The 23,306-nt window shown below is 37.0% G+C and carries 20 protein-coding genes and 1 riboswitch; of the genes, 13 read left to right on the plus strand and 7 right to left on the minus strand.

All coding sequences use genetic code 11. From position 1 onward, the window contains the following. The first annotated feature begins 251 nt into the window (after window positions 1-251). The 4 genes from F4694_RS02740 (at window position 252) to F4694_RS02755 (ending at window position 3,583) form a co-directional block, all read left to right on the plus strand. Window positions 252-1,517: a S8 family serine peptidase gene (locus F4694_RS02740; protein WP_179595357.1), complete on the plus strand. Its 1,266-nt coding sequence runs from the start codon at window positions 252-254 to the stop codon at window positions 1,515-1,517. A 148-nt stretch (window positions 1,518-1,665) separates the two neighbouring features. Next, window positions 1,666-2,886, plus strand: coding sequence for a helix-turn-helix domain-containing protein (locus F4694_RS02745; RefSeq protein WP_179595358.1), 1,221 nt, complete (start codon window positions 1,666-1,668; stop codon window positions 2,884-2,886). Between the two features lie 12 nt (window positions 2,887-2,898). Next, window positions 2,899-3,051: a hypothetical protein gene (locus F4694_RS02750; protein WP_179595359.1), complete on the plus strand. Its 153-nt coding sequence runs from the start codon at window positions 2,899-2,901 to the stop codon at window positions 3,049-3,051. Window positions 3,052-3,172: 121 nt separating this feature from the next. Beyond that, window positions 3,173-3,583 carry a hypothetical protein gene (locus F4694_RS02755; RefSeq protein ID WP_045519128.1) on the plus strand — a complete coding sequence of 137 codons (411 nt, stop codon included), beginning with the start codon at window positions 3,173-3,175 and terminating at the stop codon, window positions 3,581-3,583. A gap of 40 nt (window positions 3,584-3,623) precedes the next feature. Here the strand turns inward: F4694_RS02755 and F4694_RS02760 are convergent, their stop codons facing one another. The 7 genes from F4694_RS02760 to F4694_RS02790 form a co-directional block, all read right to left on the minus strand. After that, entirely contained in the window at window positions 3,624-4,187 is a 564-nt protein-coding gene (locus F4694_RS02760) for an FAD-dependent oxidoreductase (protein ID WP_179595360.1), read from the minus strand. Between the two features lie 122 nt (window positions 4,188-4,309). Then, window positions 4,310-5,512, minus strand: coding sequence for an MFS transporter (locus tag F4694_RS02765; protein ID WP_179595361.1), 1,203 nt, complete (start codon window positions 5,510-5,512; stop codon window positions 4,310-4,312). Between the two features lie 13 nt (window positions 5,513-5,525). Then, window positions 5,526-5,939 carry a MarR family winged helix-turn-helix transcriptional regulator gene (locus F4694_RS02770; RefSeq protein WP_179595362.1) on the minus strand — a complete coding sequence of 138 codons (414 nt, stop codon included), beginning with the start codon at window positions 5,937-5,939 and terminating at the stop codon, window positions 5,526-5,528. A gap of 196 nt (window positions 5,940-6,135) precedes the next feature. Continuing rightward, window positions 6,136-9,585, minus strand: coding sequence for a methionine synthase (metH, locus tag F4694_RS02775; RefSeq protein WP_179595363.1), 3,450 nt, complete (start codon window positions 9,583-9,585; stop codon window positions 6,136-6,138). Continuing rightward, entirely contained in the window at window positions 9,566-11,425 is a 1,860-nt protein-coding gene (locus tag F4694_RS02780; RefSeq protein WP_179595364.1) for a bifunctional homocysteine S-methyltransferase/methylenetetrahydrofolate reductase, read from the minus strand. Before F4694_RS02780 ends, metH begins: the two co-directional genes overlap by 20 nt. A 2-nt stretch (window positions 11,426-11,427) precedes the next feature. Continuing rightward, a complete protein-coding gene (metC, locus tag F4694_RS02785) occupies window positions 11,428-12,615 on the minus strand; it encodes a cystathionine beta-lyase (protein ID WP_179595365.1) in 1,188 nt (395 codons plus the stop codon). Next, on the minus strand, window positions 12,615-13,730 hold the full coding sequence (locus tag F4694_RS02790) for a methionine biosynthesis PLP-dependent protein (protein WP_179595366.1): 1,116 nt from the start codon (window positions 13,728-13,730) through the stop codon (window positions 12,615-12,617). Before F4694_RS02790 ends, metC begins: the two co-directional genes overlap by 1 nt. A 257-nt stretch (window positions 13,731-13,987) precedes the next feature. Continuing rightward, window positions 13,988-14,104: riboswitch (SAM riboswitch) on the minus strand. Window positions 14,105-14,499: 395 nt separating this feature from the next. On the opposite strand from F4694_RS02790, the gene F4694_RS02795 reads away from it, so the two are divergent. The 9 genes from F4694_RS02795 (at window position 14,500) to F4694_RS02835 (ending at window position 23,258) form a co-directional block, all read left to right on the plus strand. Next, window positions 14,500-16,437 (plus strand): lasso peptide isopeptide bond-forming cyclase, encoded by a 1,938-nt coding sequence (locus tag F4694_RS02795; RefSeq protein WP_179595367.1) that lies wholly within the window; start codon window positions 14,500-14,502, stop codon window positions 16,435-16,437. 15 nt (window positions 16,438-16,452) lie between these two features. Then, window positions 16,453-16,584 (plus strand): paeninodin family lasso peptide, encoded by a 132-nt coding sequence (locus tag F4694_RS02800; RefSeq protein WP_179595368.1) that lies wholly within the window; start codon window positions 16,453-16,455, stop codon window positions 16,582-16,584. A gap of 156 nt (window positions 16,585-16,740) precedes the next feature. After that, window positions 16,741-17,670, plus strand: coding sequence for a phosphoenolpyruvate carboxykinase (ATP) (locus F4694_RS02805; protein WP_179595369.1), 930 nt, complete (start codon window positions 16,741-16,743; stop codon window positions 17,668-17,670). Then, a complete protein-coding gene (locus F4694_RS02810; protein ID WP_179595470.1) occupies window positions 17,671-17,973 on the plus strand; it encodes a lasso peptide biosynthesis PqqD family chaperone in 303 nt (100 codons plus the stop codon). It begins immediately after the preceding gene. 32 nt (window positions 17,974-18,005) lie between these two features. Next, entirely contained in the window at window positions 18,006-18,464 is a 459-nt protein-coding gene (locus F4694_RS02815) for a lasso peptide biosynthesis B2 protein (RefSeq protein WP_179595370.1), read from the plus strand. 49 nt (window positions 18,465-18,513) lie between these two features. Beyond that, on the plus strand, window positions 18,514-20,313 hold the full coding sequence (locus tag F4694_RS02820; RefSeq protein ID WP_179595371.1) for an ABC transporter ATP-binding protein: 1,800 nt from the start codon (window positions 18,514-18,516) through the stop codon (window positions 20,311-20,313). 145 nt (window positions 20,314-20,458) lie between these two features. Then, window positions 20,459-21,649 (plus strand): nucleotidyltransferase domain-containing protein, encoded by a 1,191-nt coding sequence (locus F4694_RS02825; RefSeq protein WP_179595372.1) that lies wholly within the window; start codon window positions 20,459-20,461, stop codon window positions 21,647-21,649. Window positions 21,650-21,886: 237 nt separating this feature from the next. Then, a complete protein-coding gene (locus F4694_RS02830; protein WP_179595373.1) occupies window positions 21,887-22,591 on the plus strand; it encodes a YveK family protein in 705 nt (234 codons plus the stop codon). Between the two features lie 10 nt (window positions 22,592-22,601). Beyond that, window positions 22,602-23,258 (plus strand): CpsD/CapB family tyrosine-protein kinase, encoded by a 657-nt coding sequence (locus tag F4694_RS02835; RefSeq protein WP_179595374.1) that lies wholly within the window; start codon window positions 22,602-22,604, stop codon window positions 23,256-23,258. Window positions 23,259-23,306 lie beyond the last annotated feature (48 nt).

A 23,306-nucleotide genomic window follows, 5' to 3' on the forward strand; every position in this document is an offset into this window, starting at 1 on the left:
GAGCCTGACGGATTTTTTATGCCCTTTTTGAACCTAAATTGGACAGACATATATGCAACTTTTTATTACTTCTGTAGTTTGTAATTGAAAAAAGGAAAGGCTCTGAAGGAAATCTTCAGGGTCTTTTTTAATGGAATCGAAAAATTTCCCAACTTTTCTAGGTAGATTCTCGTATTCTTATTCTGAAAATTCCAAATATAATAAAGTGACAGGTACAAGCCTGGAGTTAAAAAGAGTAGGGGAGAATAGCGATGAAAAAGAGAAGAGTAGTAGGAGCATCAGTACTTAGCCTTGTTATGGGGGTATCCATGTTTGCAACAGGTGCCTTTGGTCAGCAGCCAAATAGCCAGGATGAATCTTTTCGAGTCATCATTCAAGGGCCAACAGCTGATAAGTCACAAGCCAAAAAGAACGTGGGGGTTCGCTGGGATTTTGGAGCAGACGGGTTCACTACAACAGTTAACAGCAAGCAATACCAGGCGCTATTAAAAAACAAAAATTTAACCATTGAAAAAGTAGAGGAAGTTCAGCTTGCACCTAACAAAGAAGCTGCCGCTAAGCCAGGTGGTTCTACTAATTCTGGTCCAAGTGATCGAACTCCATGGGGAATTCAAGCAATATATAACGATGCTTCGATTCAAGCAACCTCTGGAGGAAATGGAATTAAAGTGGCAGTCCTTGATACGGGGGCAAATACAAGTCACGCCGATTTAACAAATCAAGTTGAGCAATGTAAGGATTTTACACAAACGAAATCCCCGCTTATTGATGGAAGCTGCTCAGATGGAAATGGTCATGGAACGCACGTAGCGGGTACGGTACTCGCGGATGGCGGCAGCACGGGACAAGGTATATATGGTGTAGCACCGGAAGCCGATCTTTGGGCATATAAAGTACTAAATAACCGCGGCTCAGGATACTCAGATGATATTGCTTCAGCTATTCGTATGGCTGCTGATGAGGCTACCAGAACTGGTTCGAAAGTAATCATCTCGATGTCATTAGGTTCAAGCGCAAAAGACACACTGATTTCTAGTGCTGTAGATTACGCCTATGGCAAAGGGGTTTTAGTGGTTGCTGCAGCTGGAAATGATGGGCCATCAAGCAATACAATCGGGTATCCAGGAGCTTTAGTTAATGCTGTTGCGGTAGCTGCTTTAGAAGATGTTCAGCAGAACGGTACATATCGTGTTGCTGATTTCTCTTCACGAGGAAATCCAAATACAGATGGTGACTATATCATTCAAGAGCGTGATGTAGAGGTTTCTGCACCTGGCAGAGCCATTGAGTCTACATGGAATGATGGTTCCTATAATACAATTAGTGGAACGTCAATGGCCACACCGCATGTATCCGGATTAGCGGCAAAAATTTGGGCTGAGAATCCTGCAATGAGTCACACGCAACTACGAAAAGAGTTACAAGACCGCGCAAAACTATATGATATTAAAGGTGGAACAGGTGCGGCTACTGGTGATGATTATGCTTCTGGATTTGGTTTCCCTAGAGTAAGATAATAGAAATAAGGCTATCTGTTTATGCGAACAGATGGCCTTTTTATACCAGTAATAAATTTTTTAAATTGTCTGAACAAATAGATGGAAGCGGTGACGTAGATGTTATAAAATGATAGGAAAAGGAAGAGCTCTAGAGGGTGGTTTTGCTATGGAATTTGGACCATTAATCAAATATTACAGGACCCAAAAAGGGATCACGCAAAAGGAACTTGCTGCTGGAATCTGCTCTATCCCTCATTTGAGTAAAATTGAGAACAACTCAAAAGACGCTAACGAAGAGACTATTTCCTTATTACTTGAAAGGCTGGAAGTTAGCTTTGAAGAAATGGAGGAAAAAGAAGAGTTAATAAAAAGCCTGCTAAAAGATTTTGGTGAGAAAATTAACTTTTATTTACGAGATGAAATAGAAATAATATTTAATAGATTAAAAGAAATAGAACATGTTATCCCGTTTTCTGCTCATATGTATTCCTATGAATTATACAAATATCGGTATCTATTATTCAAGGGATTACTTGCAGAAGCAGACACCCAGCGGGATATTTTATCCAAGCAAAAGAAAAATTTTTCCCAACATGAGATGTATTTATTTCGCTATTATAATGCTGTATCCTTAATATTAAAGGGTAATCATAAAAAGGCTGACGAGATTTTTGATGAATTATCTGCGGAAAATAATAACGAAACAACGAATGGAGAATTACTTTACCACTGGGCTTTAGTAAAGAGTGCACTTGATCAACCAGGACATGCCATACACTTTGGCAGGTTAGCACTGCAAATCTTTATGAATCAGCATAACTTTTATCGAATTCTTCATAATTTAATGCTTCTTGGTATTAACTATACGAATTCAAAAATTTATGAAGAAGCACAGGTTTGTTTCAACCATTTAATTCGAAATGCAGAATTGTTAAAGGAAGAAAAAATGCTTCCACAAATCTATCATAATATGGGTTACTTGCAAGATAAAATGAATAATGTGAAAGAAGCATTACACTATTATGAAAAAAGCTTATCTTTACAACCAGTAAAAAACCAACATTATTTAGTAACTTTATATGGAATTGGTGAAATTAACTACAATTTAAATTTAATTGAGAATGCTAAGGAATGCTTTCTTCAAGTTAAATCTCTTTCAAAAGATATTGGGATAAAAAAACAAGGTCTTCTAGCTGAATTTTATTTAATTCATATGGATTCTCCTGAAAAAGCAATCAAATATTTAGAACTGAAGGTAATTCCCTACTTAGAGGGATCAAAAGAACATAAGGAAGAACTGATCCGATATTATAAGCTGCTTTCTGAGCACTATAATCAACAGGGGAAATATCTAGAGGCAGTAAATTATCTATCTAAAATTACTTGAGGAGGAAGAAAAATGAAAAAGGCTATCATCTTATTATTCTCATTCTCATTACTTGTTTTTGCAACACCAGGAAATGATGTAAACAATCAACACACATCGTATGATTTAGTTAAAACTAATATTCAACCTGCGCAAGCAGATCCCATTTATCCACCAGTAGGGTAATTCTAATAATCCTGACAGTTGTCAACTGTCGGGATTTTTTTTATTTTCTTCCATAACGTTAATGAAAACTATAAATAACGGGTAAAGTAGTTTATATGTGTTTAACAAGGAGGAAAATAAAATGAAATCATTTGTTGTAGGTTTTCATCAAGAAGACAATGTGGATTCAATGCAGATTCAAAAGCTTAGCCAAGAGGATTTTGAAAAAGCGACTGAAGGTGGTACAAGGCATCTATTTGACTTAGATACAAACATTGGCTTTTTTGTCTTTTTTGACGCTGAGGATGCCGATGGTGATGTGTCATACATGGTGCTTCAATATGAGGACCCAACTGGGGAGGATGGAAGTGAAGACCCAGTAGGCTGTTACTCCTTCCAGTTGAAGGATTTTTATGAATTTACTGCCCTTTATTTAAATGATCTTGAATTCAATGAAGAGGTAAGTGAAGAGGAAGAAGATTATGGACCAATTCACCATCTAGCCCATCTACTATTCCATATTGTTGAAGAAGGAAAGGATTTAGAGGTGTAAAGAGGGTGTCCCAAATCGGGACACCCTTCTTATAAATTGCTTAAGCCTTTAATACATCATGGTCAACATAGCGCTCGCCATTCAATTCACTAACCACGTTGATTGCGACCCTTGCTCCGTCACCAGCAGTAACAATGGTATGTACGCTCACGCCAGCCACAGTTCCAGCTGCCCAAATGCCATCGATATTTGTCTTGCCTTGTGCATCTACATCAAGGATTGTTTTTACTCTTGGCTCAGTTCCAGGCTTGGTGGTTAAACCTGCTTTTTCAGCTAGGTCTACAAGGAAACCAGTAGCAACGATGACATGCTTGGTTTCATGCTCTCCGTTATCAGTTTCTACTTTAAAACCGCCTTCAACCTTTGTGATGTTGGTAACAGTAGCTTGGATGATTTCGCCGCCAAATTTAGTTACCTGCTGCTTGCCAATTTCAACAAGGTCAGGACCAGAGATTTCCAACACGCCATAATGGTTCTCAACCCAAGCTCGCTTAGTAACTGTCTTATCATTATCGAGCACCAATGTTTTCTTTCCTGCTTTAGCAGTCAATAAGGCTGCACTTGCTCCTGCAGGTCCTGCACCAATCACAACAACATCCAACATGTAAAAACCTCCATTCGAAAAATAAATATACAAAAAAAGTGTAACCTAAAGAATCAGAAAAGTAAAAATCACTGCTCAGAATGTAGAAAAGAACCATCAAGTTAATGATGGTTCTAGTCAATTTATTGCTCTTTTACTTTTAAATATCGCTGGCGTTTCATTTCTGGTTTACGAACCTGCATGAAATAGTAAAGAACGGCTCCAATAAGAATATAGAACGAACATAGGAAGTATAAGGAACTAAAGTCCATTTTTGCAGCGATTAATCCTACCAAGAATGAGCCTAATGCAATACCAATATCATAGATTGATAGAAATGTGGCCGTAGCCAAGCCGCGTTTTCTAGGTGCTGCATTTTGAATGGCAATCGTTTGAAAGGTTGGAAAAAGGGTACCCCAGCCTAATCCAATCAGCCCGGCTGACACAAGGAAAGTAACTGCCCCGCCGCTTTGACTTAAGACAAACATTCCAATTGCAAACAAGATAATCGAAGGGAACACAATTACATTAGGACCATATTGATCGAGCCATTTGCCTGTAAATGGTCGAGACATTAATAAAATAATCGCGTACACCACAAAGAATAGACTAGAAACTTCAGAAACATGGATTTCATTTGCATAAACGGATACGAAGGACAGCAGTGCAGAATATACAATGGCTAAAAAACCACCGACGATCGCAATGGATACTGCTGAAGGTTCGATAAAGTTTTTTATAGAGAAGGCCGGAACAATAACCTGCTTTTTTGTTTCATCAGTCTTTGATAACTTGACTGTTAGACCAGTGATAAGTGCCCCAGCAGCGACAATGACCGATAGGATGAACATTGTTTTTGCTCCCCATTGTTGGATTGCAGTCAAGCCTATAAACGGTCCTAGAACCATGGCAAGGTTTGTCGACATTACGAAGTATCCCATTCCTTCTCCTCTTCGAGAACCGGGAATAAGGTCTGCAACAATCGCTCCTACAGCCGTAGTGGCCATCCCAAAGCCCACTCCGTGTAACAAACGAATGATTAGGAATCCTGTTACTGTATTAGGGAAAAAGTATAAAAGGGAAGCAGCCGCGAAAATAATCAGTGCAGTTAATAGCACTTTTTTATTACTGCCTCGTTCAAGCCATTGACCAGCAAGGGGACGAGAAATGATCGCAGAAAGCAAGAATACAGTTGTCATTAACCCCGCCTGAGAAGCATTACTGTCAAATTCCTGTAATGCGTATATAGGCAGCGTTACGAGAAGGATATAAAATGTTAAAAATAGAAAAAAATTACTTAAGGAAATATTAATAAAATCCTTCGTCCATAGTTTAGGTTTGTTCATGTTTTCCACTCCTTTACAAAAGCTGTTTTAACCAAACACTTTGCAATTTTAATAATTCTTGTTGTGAGTCTTCTGGGAATTTCTTTAATAAGTCGTTATTGCACTCCGAAACAGCATGTTCCCATTTAGGGAACTCTTTCAATGCTTCCTCCGTTAATTGAATGTACTTCTCCCGTTTGTCCTTACCGGGAATTTGTCTTACAAACCCTTGTTTAACCAGCCGTTGAATGGTACGGGTCATGGGAGGAGCTTCGACGAACAGATACTCAGAGAGTTCTTTTTGAGTTAGTGAGCCTTTGGTATGTAGAACAAAGAGGACAGACCACTGGGCACTATATAATCCAAATGGCTTTAGTGCTTCATTAAGGCTGTTGGTCAATTGCCGGGAAAGTTGATGCAGCGTATGAAATAATGCGTGGTTGGTCAAATGCGTTCACTCCAATATTAATATATGAACATTAGTTACCTGGGTAATTAAATTGTTTACCTAGGTAAATATATAGGATTTGGAGGGAAATGTCAAGGGAAGCAATGGGGACGTTTCTCTTGGTCTAAACTAAAACCAAGAAACCGTCCCCATGGACAAAATAAAAAATCCGCGGAATCTAATCCGCGGACTTCATTTATCTATGAACATTAAAGTATCTTGCTTCTGGATGGGCGAATACCATGGCTGATACGGACGCCTCTGGCTCCATCATGCACCCTTCTGTTAATTCAATTCCAATTTCCTCAGGGTGAATTAAGGCAAATAGTTTCTTCTGATCCTCTAAATCTGGACATGCTGGATATCCAAAAGAGAAACGCTGCCCTTGGTACTTAGCGGCGAAACGATCCTGCATACTAAACGTCAGTGGATCCGGGAATCCCCAGCGATCGCGCATTTGGCGATGAATTAATTCTGCAAAGCCTTCTGCGGTTTCTAGTGCTAACGCTTGAAGGGCATGGCTTTCAAGAAAACGGCCATCTGCCTTTAATTTGTCAGCTTGTTCACGTATCCCTCTGCCAGCTGTTACTGTAAAGAAACCAACATAATCTTTCTCACCGCTCTCAACAGACTTAACGAAATCAGCCAAGCATAAATGCGGTGCCGATTCCTGTCTTGGGAAATCAAACGTTTCAATGATTGTATTAGGTTCTTCTGGATCGTAAATGTAAATTTTATTTCCTTGTGACTGAGCAGGGAAGAACTGATAGACTGCCGCTGGTAAAATCCAATTGCCGGCCTTTGCGTCGGCTAATAGTCCATCTACGACTTCTTTAACTTTTAACGCTTTTTCATCTTTGGCAGCAATCAGGTTTGCAATTTTTCCTTTTACACCGAGATGATGACCAATTAACATTTGCATATTGATATAAGGCTCAATATGGGATAAAGAATAGGTTTTTAAAATATGTTTCTTCGTATCCATCGGTGTGAAAACTGGTGCTTCGGTTGAAACAGACGGTCTAATTTTTACTGCTGTAGAGACCGCGGAACGACTTGGCAGTTCCCGAGGCACTTCTAAAGCAGCTAGTTTTTCATTCTTTTCAGCAATTAGTTTTTCGTGCTCTTCAGGAGATTGAAGCTGATTCGCTAATGATAATCCCGTCATAGCGTCCTTTGCATAAAGAACAAGCCCATCATATTCTTTGGCAATTTTTGTATCGGTGAACTTCCGAGAAAGAGCAGCACCACCTACAAGGATTGGTGTTGAAATTCCCGCTTCTTTCATATCCTGTGCAGTTAACACCATTTGCTGTGCAGATTTCACAAGCAACCCTGATAATCCAACAATGTCCGGTTTTTCTTTTTGAATCGCTTGAACCAATTCAGTTGGTGATACCTTGATCCCTAAATCTCGGACATCATAACCGTTATTGCTAAGAATAATATCAACGAGGTTCTTCCCAATATCATGAACATCGCCTTTTACGGTTGCTAAAATGACTTTCCCTTTCGAGGAAGAGACATCGCCTTTTTCCATATACGGCTCTAAATAGGAGACGGCAGCTTTCATTACTTCAGCACTTTGAAGAACTTCCGCCACAATTAGCTGATTGTCGTTAAAGAGTCGGCCGACTTCTTTCATCCCTTCCATTAATGGTCCATTAATAATATCAAGTGGAGCCGGATAACTTTCAAGTGCTAAAGCCAAATCAGGCAATAGACCTTCCTTTGTACCCTCTATCACATAGTAAGAGAGGCGCTCTTCTAAACTCATGTTTGGCACTGTACTTTTTGACTCTTTCTTTTTACCTCGATAAAATTCGGTAAAAGTAGCTAACGTTTCATCTGTAGTGTTAAAAAGAAGGTCCTCAGCTAATTGAACTTCTTCCTTCGAAATGGAAGCGAATCGTTCTAGTTTTTCAGTGTTAACAATCGCATAATCAAGACCAGCTAATGTACAGTGGTATAAAAATACAGAGTTTAGGATTTCTCTGCCGACAGGCGGCAGACCGAAAGATACATTACTGATACCAAGTATCGTTTGTGTCTTAGGAAGATGTTCCTTGATTAACTTAATTCCTTCCACCGTTGCTTTTGCAGACCCAATATATTGTTCATCACCAGTTCCTACAGGGAAAACAAGCGGGTCAAAAATGATATCCTGTGGCTTTAAACCATATTTATTGACTAAAATGTCATGAGATCGTTTGGCAATCTCTAATTTCTTTTCAGCAGTAACACCCATACCTTTTTCATCAATTGTACCAACAACGACAGCTGCTCCGTACTTATGAATGAGTGGAACAACAGCCTCAAATCTTTCTTCACCATCTTCAAGGTTAATCGAATTAATAATCGCCTTACCTTGAGAATATTTGAGTGCTTTTTCGATTACTTTTTCATCTGTTGAATCAATAACTAACGGAACCTTTATTTTTTTAACCACTTCTGGAATGAAATTCTCCATGTCACTAAGCTCATCACGGTCAGGGTCTGCAAGACAAATATCAATAACATGTGCCCCGCCTTTAACCTGGGCACGTGCAATCTCTGCTGCTTCTTCAATCTTTCCTTCATTAATGAGGCGTTTGAATTTACGAGAGCCAATCACGTTTGTTCTTTCCCCGACCATAATCGGACGCAGTGTCGGATCATCGTAAACAAATGGTTCAATCCCAGATACCATATGGAAATCAGAAGACTGTGCCTCACGCGGTGAGTACTTTTTCATTTCGTCTGAAATCGCACGAATGTGATCAGGTGTGGTACCACAGCAGCCACCGACAATATTCAACCAGCCGTGAGCTGCAAAATCAGCAAGCTTTTTCGCTAATGTTTCCGGTGTTTCATGATAATGTCCTTCTTCATCTGGCAACCCCGCATTTGGATAACAAATAATCGCTTTGGAAGCAAGATTGGAAAGGGAACGGATATGATCCTGCATAAATTCTGGACCCGTCGCACAATTTAACCCAACCGCAACGGGATTCATATGCTCTAATGAAATATAAAAAGATTCAATTGACTGTCCAGCAAGGGTTGTACCCATCGGCTCGATTGTACCAGATACAATTAAAGGGAGGGTTTTCCCTGTTTTACTAAATGCATTTTTTATACCGATAAAGCCAGCCTTTACATTTAGCATATCTTGACTTGTTTCAAGAAGAAGAAGGTCGACACCACCGTCAATCAGCCCGATTGCTTGTTCCTCATAGGAAGCGGAGAGGGCTTCAAAAGTAGTCCCGCCCGTAACGCTTAACGTCTTAGTGGTCGGTCCCATTGACCCTGCCACATACCGAGGCCATTCATCCGTAGAAATTTTATCTGCTTCTTTTTTGGCAATTTGTGCGGCAACTTTATTTAATTCATAGGCCCTAAAGCCAAGATTGTATTCATCGAGGACGATGCTTGTGGCACCAAAGGTATTGGTCTCAATAATGTCCGCACCAGCCTCCAAGTATTCACGGTGAATTTTCGCGATCACGTTAGGAGTTGTTAGGTTTAAATACTCGTTACAGCCATCATATTGCTCGCCGCCAAAGTCATCTGGTGTTAAATTTTCCTGCTGCAGCATGGTGCCCATCGCACCATCCATCACAAGGATTCGTTTGTGTAGTTGTTCATTAAATGGTGCTTTCGACATAGCTGTTCCCCCTAATTTGACTAGCACGCTGTCTGGCATAGATAGCTAATTCTGTTGTTAGTTCGTAGCGTAAAAATGGTGTGATTAGATAGATCCCATTGAATAAATCCAGTGCTGTGTCAATTAAAGATTTTGTTATTTCAATTCCTTCGCGAGCGGCTTGAAGCGGATTATCGTTCAATGCGGCCATTCTGTCTCGAATCGATTGAGCGATTTTAATTCCTGGCACTTCATTATGAAGGAATTCCGCATTTCTGCTGCCTGTTAAAGGCATTAAACCAATGTAAATAGGTGCTTTTAGGTGTTTCGTATGTTCATAGACTTCAATTATTTTTTCCTCAGAGAAGACAGGCTGTGAAATGAAATAATCAGCACCGAATTCAATTTTTTTCTCAAGACGTTTCACGGCTTTTTCTACGGAACGGACATTTGGATTAAAGGCACCAGCTATACTAAAAGCTGTCTTTTGACCAAGGTCTTTCCCGGAGAATGATAAGCCTTCATTTAATTGTTTTATCATTTGAATTAACTCAAAGGATGATACATCATAAACGGAAGAGGCACCCGGAAAATCTCCGACACGGGCAGGGTCACCGGTGATTGCGAGTACATCATGCATTCCAAGGGTATGAAGCCCCATTAGGTGTGATTGCAAACCAATAATATTGCGGTCTCTGCAGGCAATATGGATTAGCGGCCGCATTCCTAATTCTTGTTTAACAAGATAACCTAAAGCTTCATTGGAAATCCTGACCTGAGCTAACGAGTTATCTGCCATTGTTATTGCGTCGATTCCTGCTTCTTTCAAAGCTTTTGCACCTTCAAAAAATTTGCTCGTATCAAGCTTTCTTGGGGTATCTAATTCGACGATAACAGACGGACGTTCCTTCACGATCTGCTCAAGAGGCTGTAGATCCCTTTTAGCTGTACTATGTTCAATCACGATTTTCTTTGATTGTAATTTAACTACTTTTTCGGTGACAGGCACGCTGTTTTTTAATTCAGCTGAAAATGCCTGGATATGGGCAGGAGTCGTTCCACAACAGCCGCCCAGCAAATGAACTCCCTCCTGACGGAAACTTTGTGCCGATTTTTTAAAATAATCTGCATCCCCCTCATAATGGAATTTACCATCTGTATAAGCTGGCAGACTCGCATTTGGGTAGGCCGAAAGGTAGGCATGTTTAGGCAGTTCAATTTGCTCTAGTGATTTTAACATATGATGAGGTCCAAGCCGGCAGTTTAAGCCAATGACATCCGCACCGAGGTTTTCAAGACGGGTAAAGGCCTCATTAATCGGTGTTTGGTCTTGTAAAATACCTGGCTCATGAAGGGAGACTTGGGCTATAATCGGCAGCTTTGTTTCCTTTCGAGCAATCGCTAGGACCGTTTCTAATTCTTCAAGGTCGTAAAAGGTTTCTAATAAAATGCCATCCACACCTTCAAGTAATAAACAATACAGCTGCTCACGGAAACTGCGCTTTAATTCTTCAATTGATAAAGTTGATGGCTTAATCCCGCGGTTACCACCGACTGTCCCCAGTACATACGCATTTTCTTGTGCAGCTAATTTTGCATTTTGGACGGCTGCACTATTGATTGCTTTAACAGAGTCCTCAAGACCATATCTTTGCAGTTTTAGATAATTCGCTGCGTACGTGTTGGTTTGGATGACATCCGCACCTGCTTCAATATAAGCTTTATGAATCTCTTGAATTTTTTCTGGATGAGAAAGGTTCAACTCTTCCAAGCAGCTATCTTTACCGAATGAATAAAGAAGGGTGCCCATGGCACCATCCCCTATTAAAATTTGGTTTTTTAATTTTTCTAAAAAGCTCATAATTATTCTCCTTGCTGCAAGACCAGTAGTTTTTCTTTCACTTGATGTAAAGCCTGAGAAAAGTCATGAATGAGATCATCTGGGTTCTCTAAGCCCACGGATAAGCGGATGAGGCTGTTTTTAATTCCTCGCTTTTCTCTTTCCTCTTGGGACATAGCTGCATGTGACATTTTTGCCGGATAGGATAGAATGGATTCGACCGCACCAAGACTAACAGCAAACACAGGAATTTTCACGTTGGTAAGAAAGACTTGAAGTGCTTGTTCATCCTTGAATTCAAATGATAAAACTGCACCAGGTCCAGCAGCCTGACTTTTTTGAAGCTCGTGCTGTGGATGATTTTTCAGTCCAGGGTAATAAACCTTTTCGACTAATGGATGATCCTCTAAAAATTCTGCTATTTTAATCGCTGATTTTTGTGACTGTTCGAGTCGGACATGCAGGGTTTTTATTCCTCTAAGTACGAGCCATGCATCCTGTGGCCCAAGTACGGCACCAAAGGAATTTTGTAAGGAATACAGCCTTTTACCTAATTCTTCATCCTTTACAACCGCTAGACCTGCAACGACATCACTATGTCCTGATAAAAACTTTGTTGCACTGTGGAGTACAATATCAGCACCAAGCTCTAAAGGTCTTTGGTACTCAGGAGTTAAAAAAGTGTTATCTACATAAGTGATTGCATTGATCTCTTTTGCCAAAGTTGTAATAGCTTGAATATCCGTCACCTTTAATAGAGGATTTGACGGTGTTTCTACATAAAATGCTTTGGTGTTAGGCTGAATGGCCGCTTTTACTTGATCAAGATCTGTCATATCTACAAAGGTATGTTCAATTCCAAATCGAGTCAGTACTTGAGTGACCATTCGATATGTACCGCCATACACATCGTCGGTAATGACGATATGGTCACCAGATGAAAGAAGAAGGAAGGCTGTTGAAATAGCTGCCATTCCTGACGAAAAAGCAAAGCCTCTCGTTCCACCCTCTAGTTCTGCGATAACATCCTCTAACGCTTCTCTTGTAGGGTTTCCACTTCTAGCGTAATCGTATTTTCCGTAACTTTCTATATCAAATTGATGGAAGGTTGAAGCATGTTGGATCGGCACGCTAACCGCTCCCGTGGCCGGATCGACTTTATGCTGATTATGAAGGAGCTTGGTTTCAAAACTATAATTTTCTGAACTCATTATCCAATCACTCCTTCTTTTAATTTAGCTAGTGCTTGTTCAAGATCTTGAAGGATATCTAATGGGTCTTCCAAACCAACTGAGAATCGTAATAATCGGTTGCAAACACCAGACTGGATACGAACTTCTTCTGGAATATCCGCATGTGTCTGTGTTGCAGGATAGGTGATAAAGCTTTCAGTTCCACCAAGACTTTCTGCAAAGCAGATCAGTGAAAGACTTTGAAGGAATGGATTCACCCATGCTTCATCTTGTAAGCGGAAGGATACCATTCCACCTTTTCCTGGATACAGAACATCTGTAATACCATCATGGTTAGACAAGTATTCAACAATCGCTTTCGCATTGCGTTCATGTCTTTCCATTCTTAGTGACAATGTTTTCATTCCGCGCATTACTAACCAGGAATCAAATGGACTCAAGACACCGCCTGCTCCGTTATGGTGGAAGGCAAGAGCCTCGCAAAGTTCTTTCCCCTTGGCAACAACAAGACCTGCAAGAACATCATTATGACCACCTAAATATTTGGTTGCACTATGGATGACAATATCCGCTCCTAGCAGGATTGGCTGCTGAATGAGTGGTGTGTAGAAGGTATTGTCGACAATCAGCAAGATTCCGTGTTTTTTTGCAATTTCTGAAACAGCCGCAATATCAGATTCCTGCATAAGCGGATTTGTTGGTGTTTCTAGGAAAATTGCCTTTGTCTGCGGTGTAATGTTACTTTCAATCAATTCAGGATTACAGGTATTTACATATTGTGTTGTTAATCCCCATTTTTTGAAGCCTTGTTCTAGAAGTCTATATGTTCCTCCGTATAAATCTTCACTTACAATCCACTCGTCTCCAGATTGGAACAAAGAAAGTATCGTGAATATTGCCGCCATGCCTGAGCTACAGGCAAACCCTTGATCGCCACCTTCTAAATCAGCGATGGCTTGTTCAAGTAGCTTTCTTGTTGGATTTCCAGTGCGAGTATAATCAAAACCCGTTGATTGACCGATGCCTTCATGACGATATGCAGTTGAGAAATAAACAGGCGGGTTTACCGTTCCTGTCACCGTATCACTTCTATTACCAATTTGAGCTAACTTCGTATCGATTTTGTAAACCATTTTTTTATCCTCCTTATATAAAGCTCATTTCTTAAACTTTGTCCTTTAAGAGATTAAAAACACTTGAATAAGCTATCATCCCCGCTAAATAGCCTTCCATTATAAGAAAAGAGCTTGCAAGCTTAAATTTGAATATTTTGTCCACATAAAATCGGCATTAGGATTTTAACATCATTATTTACGATAACAGCCTAATAAAACAAAAAAAGCCTTCTATAAGAAGAAGACTTTTGGCTGCTCATACGCATAGGTCATTCTCCTTATCTCACAAGTTATCAAGTAACTTGCAGGACTTAGCACCTTTTCAATGAAAAACAACATTGAAGGTTGCTGAGACTTCATAGGGCCATTCCCTCAGCCTCTCTTGATAAGAAAGTATAATATTTAGACTTTTTATAAAATTTACTACATATTAGTGGTTGTGTCAATTCATTTTTGTTGTTACTTTAAATCGTTAAAACCTAGTAGAATAAAATTCTTTTAATATAAAGATAATATTCATTAAAAAATAGTTGACACTTAAAATGGGAGGATTTATTATAGGGATATCAGGTTGTTCTGTATTGAGAACTACAGAGGGTCAAAATAAAGAATTTATCAACAATAAATAAACAATATTGATAGATTTGCACTATTTAGGATTACTTTTTGGAATCCCTGTATTAACTATGCCTTTGTTGTTCACTTTAAAGAACTAGACGTTTGCAATAAATGCTAAGTTTAATGTGTTTAAAGATAAACAGTAAGGTAGACGCAGTAGGAGGAAAAGATGAGCGCTATTGCTGGTATATATCATTTAAACGATGAACCTATTAATCTCGAACACGGCAGAAGAATGATGAAGGATTTAGAAAAATATCCAGCCGATGATGTTCAAATATGGCATAGTGAAAAAGTCTTTCTTGGCTGCCATGCCCAATGGATTACACCAGAATCTATAGGTGAAAAACTTCCTTATTATGATCAGGAGCGGAAGTTAGCGATTACAGCTGACGCGATTATTGATAATCGTGATGAATTATTTGAGAGATTACAGGTTGATAAAAGGAAAAGAAAAGAAATCACTGATAGTGAATTAATCTTGCTCTCTTATCATAAATGGGGAGAGGACTCTCCGAACTATCTTATTGGTGATTTTGCCTTTATGGTTTGGGATGAGAGTGAACAAAAACTTTTTGGTGCTAGGGACTTTTCTGGTGCTAGAACATTATACTATCACAGCAATGGAAAGCGGTTTGCCTTTTGTACAGTCTTAAACCCTCTGCTTAATTTACCCAATATGAAAAAAGAACTGAATGAGCAATGGCTTGCTGAATTTCTAGCAATTACTGCACCGGTGGATACCGTTGATGTATCTATAACGCCGTATAAGAATCTTGAACAAGTACCGCCATCGCATAGTATTTCGATTTACAGAGGAAAGATCAGGCTGAAACGATATTGTACTTTATCTGTTAACAATCAGTTGAAACTAAAATCAAATGAAGAGTATGTTGAAGCCTTTCAAGACGTCTTCCAAGAGGCTGTAAGATCATGTTTACGTACTCACCGTGGTGTTGGATCTCAATTGAGCGGTGGTCTAGATTCAGGTTCTGTAGTTAGTTTTGCCGTGAAATCCTTGAAAGCGGAAAAACAACTACATACATTTAGTTATATTCCTCCTAGTGATTTTATTGATTACACACCTAAATATTTGATGCCTGATGAGAGTCCTTTTATTCAATTAACCGCAAAACACGTTGGTGGAATTAAAGAACACTATTTGGATTTTGAAGGAAGAAACTCTTATTCTGATATTGATGATTATCTAAACATCCTTGAAATGCCATACAAATTCTTCCACAATTCCTTTTGGCAGGAGGGGATTTTTCAGAACGCCATAAAAGAAGGAATAGGAGTATTGTTGTCCGGTTATAGGGGGAACCTTGGAATTTCATGGGGACCAGCCATGGATTATTATGCAATTTTATTAAAGAAAATGAAATGGATCCGGCTAATTAATGAATTGCAACAATTTAGTCAAATAGTGGGAGGACCAGGATTAAGAAGGATTCCAATTGTTGCAAGAAAAGCATTTCCCATAATTGAGCGCATTTTTCCTGTAGGTGGAACTCATACAGAGCCTACAATAATAAATCCTGAATTTGCAAAGAAGACTAATGTATATAGAAAACTGAAAAACTATGGAATTGATGAAACAGGATGGTTTTCAACACCGAATGTTTTTGAACAAAGGAAGAGACATTTCCAGGATGTTTTTCATTGGAATGCAACGAATACACTATTAACAAAATTGTCACTGAGATATTCGTTACAGCAAAGGGATCCTACAAATGATTTGCGAGTTATACGTTTTTGTTTATCTGTTCCAGAAGAACAATATGTCCAGAATGGATTGGATAGAGCACTTGTTAGAAGGTCTACAGAGAACTTCTTGCCTGATACAGTGAGATTAAACCAACGTATTCGTGGAGTTCAAGCTGCTGATTGGGTTCACAGGATGGTACCCTATTGGAAAGCATTTATTGAAGAGGTACGTCAACTTAGTGAAAATCAAACGCTATTGGAATATGTAGATAATAAAGTAATCAAGGATGGCTTATCAAAAATTGAAAGCGGGGCACAGCCTGACAAAGCCGACGATCCTCATTATAGAATTTTAATGCATAGTGTAATTCTTAATCGATTCCTTAATAGTTTTCATTGAAAGGAGGTGATAAATATGAAAAAAGAATGGCAAAAACCTGAATTAGAGGTACTTGAGGTAAACATGACAATGGCTTCTACAAACAATCATACTAAATTGGATGCCAACTATCCTGCCGGTACTCCTGATGGATACATTTGGAGTTAATTTTTTAAATCTAAGATGATTCATAATCTGCTTGGAATTCTTACATACGAAGCCATGTAGATTGCATTAATTTATAAGTTGCCTATGTAAAAGCCCTTATACAAGAAGTAGAGTATAAGGGCTTTTATAATAAATAACTAATATTGGAGTGGAAAAATGTTAGAAGTTGGACAGCGATTAGCTTATAAAGCCTTTGGTTTAACCTTTTCAAGCCAAATTCATTTTCCAGAACTGGAAATTTTAGATGATACAAATTTAATTCTAGATTTTGAGATAAAAATTGGGGATTTATCTAAGGTATATTTTGAGTTATCTAATGAACCAGATAAATTTGTGATTAAAGAGAATTTTGTCATTTTTCAAATTTCTAGTATAGCAACGTTTTCTATTTCAGGAGGAAATAAAATAACTGTTTCACCAATGGAAGGCTCAGACGAGGATCAGATTCGGCTACTTATTCTTGGTACATGTATGAGTGCTTTATTAATGCAAAGGAAGATTCTTCCGCTACATGGAAGTGTGGTGGCCATTAACGGAAAAGCATATGCTTTCATAGGCAATTCTGGTGCTGGCAAATCCACACTTGCCTCAGCGTTTGTAAGTAAAGACTATAAAATCTTAAGCGACGATGTAATAGCTGTCTCTCTTTATGGGAAAGGATCAGTTCCATATGTCATCCCATCGTATCCACAACAAAAGCTATGGCAAGATAGTTTAAGTGAATTTGGAATGAACAAAAGTAATTATCGTTCAATATTTGGCAGAGAAAATAAGTATAGTATTCCAATTACATCAAATTTTTATTCGACGCCCCTACCATTGGCTGGTGTATTTGAACTTATCAAATCCGATTGTGAAGAAGTGGGGATACGAAGAATAGAAAAACTTGAAAGTTTTTCAACATTCTCTTCACATACATTTCGAAATTTTCTTATTCCTGGTTTAGGGCTAATGGACTGGCACTTTCGAACTATAACGGAAATCCTTAATAAAATTAAATTATATCAATTGCAACGTCCTGCCTTAGGAACTGATGTTCAACGATTAGTATCAATTATATTAAACACAATAAATAAAGGGGATTAAATAATGATTAAAAATATAAATATCTCATTAAATCAATTTGTTGCTCAAGTAGAAGGAAATATTGTTAGTAATATGGGAAATGAGAAAGTAATGTTAAGTGTAAAAAATGGAAAGTACTATAATCTTGGAGAAATAGGTGGAGTGATTTGGGATTTAATTGAAAAAAGAACTGAAGTAAATGAATTAGTCAGTACGTTACTTACAATATATGATGTTGAGATGTCTGTTTGTGTAGATCATGTTATATCATTCTTAGAACCTTTATTAGAGGAAGGTTTAATTGAATTATCAGATAAACTTTAAATGTGTAACTCATATACAAAAGGTATTTACAAATGAAACTTTTAAAAAGGATAAAGTCTTTTTTATTTATTAACAATACAACTAAACTGTTGTTTCTTGAAGCGTATTTATTTTTAGCTTGGGCACGTTTCATTAAAAGTAAGAAATTTTCAAAGGTAGCTTCCTTTTTAGGTACCCAAATGGGTGAAACAACGTTAAGTCTAGATAAAGCAAATTACAAAGTACTAAGGGATATATCGCAGTCAGTTCATATTATGAGTAAATATACATTTTGGGAAAGTATGTGTCTTGTTAGGGCCATTGCAGCAATGAAGATGTTAGAAAGACGTAATATTGAAAGTACAATTTACCTGGGTACTGCAAAAGATGAAGCCGGAAAACTAATAGCACATGCATGGACTCGTAGCGGTCCATTCTATATAACTGGAGCTGAAGAAATGGACCGTTTTGTTATTGTCAGCAAATTTGCCAAAAGGATTGAGAGAAAATAGTTCGATATTTTGAAAAACAAATGCCCTCAATTTCTTAGGAGGATTCGAAATGAAGTATATTTTATATTTTGCAAAAAGTATTCAGTCCTTTGCTGGAAAAATACTTTATATTAATCTAATAGGGATGGTTTTTATAAGTTTATTTGAGGGTATAGGAATCTTTTTGTTGATTCCATTGATTAATCTTACTGGAATACTTGGATTAAACACTGAATCAAACCCTACTCTATCTTGGATAACTTCGTTGTTTAATAATTTACCTAAAACCCTTAGTTTGTCAATTATTTTAGGAATCTATATCTTAATAATATTTGCGCAAAGCTATTTTCAGAGAAAGCAAACAATCTTAAATGTTAAAATCCAACAAGGCTTTATTCGTCATTTAAGGGAAAAGATGTATAAAGAATTATTACAAGCAAACTGGGCGTTTTTTTTAAATAAAAGGAAGTCAGACATCATTAATTTAATGACAACCGAAATTACACGTGTTGGTTCTGGGACTAACATGTTCTTACAGTTTATAACTTCTTTAATTTATACCTTTATACAGATAGGGTTTGCGTTTTGGTTGTCTGCTAAAATGACCATACTTGTTTTATTTTTTGGCATAGCGATTATTTTCCTTTCCCGAAAATTTATAAAAAAGTCAAACAATTTAGGAATTGAGACATATGAACTCCAAGAGATGTTTCTAGCAGGAATTACAGACCATTTTAATGGTATTAAAGACATAAAAAGCAACATGCTTGAAGATTCTCACATAAGATGGTTTCAGTCTATAGGGATGAAAATGGAGAGAAATGTTATTAAATTGGTTAGTTTAAATACGATTTCTCAGTTTACATACAAGATTGTTTCTGCATTTTTAATTGCCTTCTTTTTGTTTTTTTCAATAAAAATGTTAGAAGCACAACCAGCTCAGTTAATCTTAGTCATTATGATCTTTTCAAGATTATGGCCGAGGTTTAGTGGAATTCAAACTAATCTAGAACAATTGGGAGCTGTTATCCCAGTTTTTAAAGCATTATTGGATATGCAGAAAGAATGTAATGCTGCGAAGGAATTAAACGAAGGAGATCTTCATAAGGTAATGCCGATTAGTATACAGCAGGGGATTGAGTGTAGCAATGTCTATTTTAGATATAATTCTAATGATCCTACATATGCATTACAAAATATTAAATTGTATATCCCTTCAAATAATATGACTGCAATATGTGGCCGCTCTGGTGCAGGAAAAAGTACCTTAATAGATTTGATAATGGGACTTAACAAACCTGAAACAGGTGAGGTTTTAATTGATGGAAGAATCCTATCAAGGGAAAATTTACTTCAATTAAGACGTTCAATTAGTTATGTACCACAAGACCCCTTCCTTTTTAATGCAACTGTTAGGGAAAACTTATTAATGATGAATCCGAATGCTAACGAGGACCAAATATGGGAGGCACTAGAATTTTCCTCTGCTGCGGAGTTTGTAAGTAAACTTCCCAATGGATTGGATACATTTATAGGTGATAGAGGAATACGGCTTTCAGGTGGTGAACGCCAGAGGCTTGTTTTAGCGAGAGCGATTTTACGTAAACCAACAATCCTTATATTGGATGAAGCTACTAGTGCATTAGATACTGAGAATGAAGCTAAAATTCAAGAAGCCCTTGAAGGTTTAAAAGGTCAAATGACCATTATAGTGATAGCTCATCGACTATCCACAATAAAAAATGCTGATCAAGTAGTAGTGTTAGATAATGGGAAAATCGTTCAAATGGGTGGATTCGCCCAATTAGCTCTAGATAAAAAGAATGTATTTAGTAAATTGTTAAAGAAACAACTAAATGCAATCATGTAATTTATGTTAAGTAGTTTAAATATACCAAAGTGTTTTGTTAAAAAATACTTTGCATTGCTCTTCATTACTAAGAACAAATAGTATTTTTTGGTTGTGAATTATAAATAAAATTAAAACTTTTTCTAGGTTTTTGAAGGAGAAAAACATGGGAAATAAATATTGCCTTAATATCGACCAAATACCTATTGAGTTGAGGTTAATTCTTAAAATTATAGTAATAACTGATGATAATAATTTAGTTGAAACCGTAAAGGAGTTCAAAGATATTAATTGGGAATACTTTTTAGAACTAGCCATGCATCATCGGATTTACCCGTTACTTTATAGGAAATTAAATGGAATAGACTATAATTTGATACCTTCGTATGTTTTGAATACCCTACAGGAAGCATTTAAAAGAAACACGTTTAAAATGCTTCAATTAAGTGGAGAAATAGAACACGTAAATAAAGTTTTTGAGGAAAATCAAATTCGAATGCTGGTTTTAAAAGGTCCCGTACTTTCAAAAGATTTATATGGGGATTTATCTCTTCGTACATGCGGTGATTTAGATTTACTTGTTTCAATAAATGATTTAGAAAAGGTTGATAATCTTCTTCTAATGCAAGGATACATCAAGGAAAAAAATATTAATAAGGAGTTAAATGACTGGAAATGGAGAAAGCATCATATCGGCTATATTCATCCATTAAAAAAAATTATAATAGAAATCCATTGGAGATTAAATCCATTCCCTGGAACAGGCCCAAAATTCGAAGATTTATGGTTCCGGAAAAGAAGAAGTGCATTATCAAGTAATCCGCTGTATTATCTCGGAATAGAGGATTTATTTTTATTTCTTGTTTCACACGGTGCACGACATGGTTGGTTTAGAATAAGATGGTTGGTAGATATAAATCAAATTGTAAAACAAAAAATTGATTGGGACTTTTTACTTAAACTATTAAAAAAATATCAGTATCTACCTGTAGGTGGCCAGGCTGTCGTATTAGCTTCTGCTTTGTTAGATACTCCAATTAAAACAGAGAGCCGGATATTATTAAAAGGAAATCTATCAAAAAAGTTAGCACAGGCTGCCATTTTTTATTTAGAAAATACGGTAAATATTCATACAGAATCCATTCCTAAAGATGTATCAGACTATCATAAGAGGCATTTGTTTAGTATATTGACCAAAAGGCAGAAATGTTTATATATCTTAAGTTTCTTATATCCGTACCCGATTGATGTAGAAACACTACCTTTGTCAAAGCCTTTTAGAATACTGTATTTTCCTTTGCGTCCATTCCTATGGGCATGGAGAAAAACAAAGAAACATTCTTTGATCAAGATGTAATACATTAAAATTTATAAAGAGCCACACCTTTGACCTGTTATCAAATTATTTTTCTTTAATGAAGAAATTTTTAAAATTTGTGTTGACTTGTTCTTTATATAGAACTAAAATTAGAAATAACTTCATTATATAATCTTATTTTTAAAGGTAATGGGAAAATTTTTTTGTCTTGTATGTTCTTTATTTAGAACATGCAAAAAAATAATAAAATTAAAGACAGAATAAAAAGGTGGTTCCATGAATATCAAAGAAAATCAGAGCATTCCAGAACTGAAAAAGGAAATAAATATCAAAGAACAATTCACAATAATAAAAAAGCGTATATGGGTTTTATTAACCATAACACTAATAACAACTTCAATTGGAATAATAAAAAGTGTGTTTTTTACGACTCCCATCTACCAATCATCTACAAGAGTTATTATCAGTGCAGATGCAGAAATGATGAAGACTCTTATTGTTCTAATTAAAGATACAGCTGTTCTGGAAAAGGTAGTTAGTGAATTGGAGATTGATAAACCACCAGAAATGTTAGCTCAACAAATAAGTGTCAGTAGTATCGATGGATCACAGGTGGTCAATATTAGTGTATTAGATAGTGATCCAGAAAAAGCAGCAGAAATTGCCAATACAACAGCAAAAGTATATAAAAATGAATTGCCAAATATAATTGGATTTAAACAAGTCAAGTTATTGAAATCCGCAAAAGCCAATCCCTATCCTATAAACTCTGACAAAAGTCGAACAATAATCATTTTTATAATTATTGGTATAACTCTTGGGATTGGAATGATTTATTTTCTATATATGTTAGATGATTCAATTGGCTCGAATGAAGACATTGAAAAAATATTAGGTTTTCCAGTTTTAGGTACAGTACCTAAAATGAATAAAAGGAATATTAGACAAATTAATAATAAAATTAATGATTTAGAAATATGAGGTGAAACGATTGGCTATCGGACAAAGAAAATCTATATCAACTGATAGAAAGAAGAACTTAATTGCTCACTATAGCCCCGAGTCGCTTGTATCAAATCAGTTCCGCTCAATTAGGACAAATATTAACTTCCTAACTACAATCCAATCAATGAGCACTTTATTAATTACTTCCCCTAATGATGGAGAAGGCAAATCAACAACAGCGGCAAATCTTGCGATTTCTATGTCTCAACAAAAGACTATACTTTTGATTGATGCTAATTTAAGAAAACCAACAGTTCATTTATCCTTTAAGATACCAAATACGATTGGCCTTACGTCTGTGCTGGCAAATTTGGAATCTTTAGATAATGCTATACACAAATCAGAAATTCCCCAATTAGATTTACTGCCAAGTGGGCCAGTATCACCTTTTCCCTCTGAACTTTTAGCGTCGAAAAGGTTAGAAAATTTACTTGAAATCATTTCTAAATCATATGATTATGTATTAATTGATTCTCCATCAATTTTGGGTGCAGTCGATACTAAAGTATTAGCAAATCGCTGCGATGGTGTAATTCTAGTCGCAAACTCTGGAAAAACAGGGCTAAAACAGACACTTGAAGCAAAAAAAGTTTTGGATTTTGCCAACTCTAATATTGTTGGTGTTATTTTGAATGAAAGATAGTTTTTTTATGTAATAATGTTCGTTATAGAGAATATCTGACATATATAT

Origin of the sequence: Neobacillus driksii (genome assembly GCF_013409995.1) — a bacterium.
Classification (GTDB): domain Bacteria; phylum Bacillota; class Bacilli; order Bacillales; family Cytobacillaceae; genus Neobacillus; species Neobacillus driksii.

Excerpts from the sequence above, each read along its gene's own strand:
- F4694_RS02745 (WP_179595358.1), top strand. The coding sequence starts at position 1,666 with ATGGAATTTGGACCATTAATCAAATATTACAGGACCCAAAAAGGGATC.
- F4694_RS02790 (WP_179595366.1), bottom strand. The coding sequence starts at position 13,730 with ATGGTTTACAAAATCGATACGAAGTTAGCTCAAATTGGTAATAGAAGT.
- F4694_RS02795 (WP_179595367.1), top strand. The coding sequence starts at position 14,500 with ATGAGCGCTATTGCTGGTATATATCATTTAAACGATGAACCTATTAAT.
- F4694_RS02825 (WP_179595372.1), top strand. The coding sequence starts at position 20,459 with ATGGGAAATAAATATTGCCTTAATATCGACCAAATACCTATTGAGTTG.
- metH (WP_179595363.1), bottom strand. The coding sequence starts at position 9,585 with ATGTCGAAAGCACCATTTAATGAACAACTACACAAACGAATCCTTGTG.
- F4694_RS02830 (WP_179595373.1), top strand. The coding sequence starts at position 21,887 with ATGAATATCAAAGAAAATCAGAGCATTCCAGAACTGAAAAAGGAAATA.
- F4694_RS02765 (WP_179595361.1), bottom strand. The coding sequence starts at position 5,512 with ATGAACAAACCTAAACTATGGACGAAGGATTTTATTAATATTTCCTTA.
- F4694_RS02780 (WP_179595364.1), bottom strand. The coding sequence starts at position 11,425 with ATGAGCTTTTTAGAAAAATTAAAAAACCAAATTTTAATAGGGGATGGT.
- F4694_RS02750 (WP_179595359.1), top strand. The coding sequence starts at position 2,899 with ATGAAAAAGGCTATCATCTTATTATTCTCATTCTCATTACTTGTTTTT.
- F4694_RS02740 (WP_179595357.1), top strand. The coding sequence starts at position 252 with ATGAAAAAGAGAAGAGTAGTAGGAGCATCAGTACTTAGCCTTGTTATG.
- F4694_RS02820 (WP_179595371.1), top strand. The coding sequence starts at position 18,514 with ATGAAGTATATTTTATATTTTGCAAAAAGTATTCAGTCCTTTGCTGGA.
- metC (WP_179595365.1), bottom strand. The coding sequence starts at position 12,615 with ATGAGTTCAGAAAATTATAGTTTTGAAACCAAGCTCCTTCATAATCAG.
- F4694_RS02815 (WP_179595370.1), top strand. The coding sequence starts at position 18,006 with ATGAAACTTTTAAAAAGGATAAAGTCTTTTTTATTTATTAACAATACA.
- F4694_RS02805 (WP_179595369.1), top strand. The coding sequence starts at position 16,741 with ATGTTAGAAGTTGGACAGCGATTAGCTTATAAAGCCTTTGGTTTAACC.
- F4694_RS02760 (WP_179595360.1), bottom strand. The coding sequence starts at position 4,187 with ATGTTGGATGTTGTTGTGATTGGTGCAGGACCTGCAGGAGCAAGTGCA.
- F4694_RS02755 (WP_045519128.1), top strand. The coding sequence starts at position 3,173 with ATGAAATCATTTGTTGTAGGTTTTCATCAAGAAGACAATGTGGATTCA.
- F4694_RS02800 (WP_179595368.1), top strand. The coding sequence starts at position 16,453 with ATGAAAAAAGAATGGCAAAAACCTGAATTAGAGGTACTTGAGGTAAAC.